General features: G+C 63.3%; 2 protein-coding genes. Both read right to left on the minus strand.

Features of this window, described 5'->3' with window-relative positions:
• Nucleotides 1-233, minus strand: a 233-nt coding sequence (locus tag K3F48_RS23705; protein ID WP_222577898.1) for a methane monooxygenase/ammonia monooxygenase subunit A, incomplete at its 3' end; no start/stop codon positions are given.
• A 290-nt stretch (nucleotides 234-523) separates the two neighbouring features.
• Complete coding sequence (amoC, locus tag K3F48_RS23710) at nucleotides 524-1,294, minus strand: bacterial ammonia monooxygenase, subunit AmoC (protein ID WP_222577899.1); 771 nt, start codon at nucleotides 1,292-1,294, stop codon at nucleotides 524-526.
• Nucleotides 1,295-1,615: the final 321 nt, after the last annotated feature.

The raw sequence follows: 1,615 nt of genomic DNA on the forward strand, positions 1-1,615 counted from the left end.
GCCGCGAAGGTCACGCCCAGGATCGGGACGACGGTCGGCCACATGCGACGGTCTTTCCAGTCGACCCAGAAGTCCCAGTCGCCCGCGGTCAGCATGAAGTGAATGTGATAGCCGCCCAGCACTGCAAGAAACAGCAGCGTCAGAATCAGCCAATCGGAGGTCTTGACGCATCCCGCCGCTTCCGCGACCGAATGGAAAGGCCCGATAGCCCCCCCGCTCTTCGATGTAGACATCACTCTTCTCCTTGGTGTCGGTCCGCCCGGCGGTTCCCGCCGTAGCCGTCGACCAATCCCCGGCTCTCTCGCGCCGGGTTGTCTTATCTTTATCTTCCCCGCGACCCTCTTCCCGCGACCCGCCGCTCCCGAACCCCGCCCGAGCCGGCCCCGCGTCGCGCGGCCGTTCGGACGAAGGTCTCGTCAGGAGACTTGCCGTTCAGGAGACTTGCCGTTTCAGGAGACTTGGATTGCGAGATGTCGGTCGGGACCGCCCGGCCCGAAAAGTCGGGCGGTCCAATTCATTCGTCTCAGCCGATCAGGGCCGCGACGCCGTCCTTGCCCAGCAGGCGCTTCACGCCGGCCAGGATCTGCAGAACCACGCCGAACACGCCGAGCGCCATCCAGCCGAAGAACACGAAGCCCCAATGCAGCGGAGCGACGAACAGCTCTTCCATGAACCAGAAGGTGTGGCCCCACTCGTTCAGGCCGACGTTCGGGATGATCATGAACGGGCCGATGGCGACGATCAGGAACGCCAGCGAGTAGCCATGAGCAAAATACGGAATGCGGGTCTTCGCATAGAAGAACGCGCCGACCGCCATGATCGAGTAGATCGGGTAGCTCATGTAGAACTCGATGATGTGCGACGGCGTGAAGTCCGTGTCGCGAATCACCGTCATGTGCCAGGTGCCGTCCTGCTCCGTGAAGAACGAGGCGCCCCAGTAGATCGCAACGGCGTAGACCGTCAGCCACTGCAGCAGAACGACGTGACGGCGCAGCTCCTCGCGCGGCGTCACCGCGTCGACGTTGCGGTCGCGCGTCTTCCACAGCCAGCCGGCCAGGGCGAGGCCCGACACCAGCTCCAGCGGAATTTCGGTCCAAAGGATCGACAGCCAATACGTCTGGAACTCCGGAGCGAACGAGTCGAGGCCCGCGCGCCAGCCGTAGATCTGCTCGTAAATGCGGACGATCAGATAGAAGATGTTGAGGCCGGCGACGCCGATCCACATGCCACGCAGATCAACGATCGCGTCCGAGCCGGCGGCTGCGCCGGCTGTTGTCTCTGTTGTTACGCTCATCTCAATCCTCCTAAGTGCTCCCAGGGATTCGAGGCGGCCCTCGCGTTCCCCCTCCCTGCGTGGGAACGCCTTCGTCTTGCCGGTTCCGTGAAATGCGCGCGCCGTCGCCGACGCGTCTTTCGACCTCCCGTCGTCCCGGTCTCCCGTCGCCTTGCGGCCGCGAGCCGGTTTTTTTCTTCTTTCTCGAAGACGAAGTCCCCAAACCGCCGCGCTGAACGATTTTCTCGACGAGACGATCGCGGGCAACCCCCGCAACGCCCACCGAAACCCCTCGTTCGGCGAGCCGCAACCATTTCCGTACAAGGCCTCAATGACAATATC

Source organism: Methylosinus sp. Sm6, assembly GCF_019802345.1.
Classification (GTDB): domain Bacteria; phylum Pseudomonadota; class Alphaproteobacteria; order Rhizobiales; family Beijerinckiaceae; genus Methylosinus.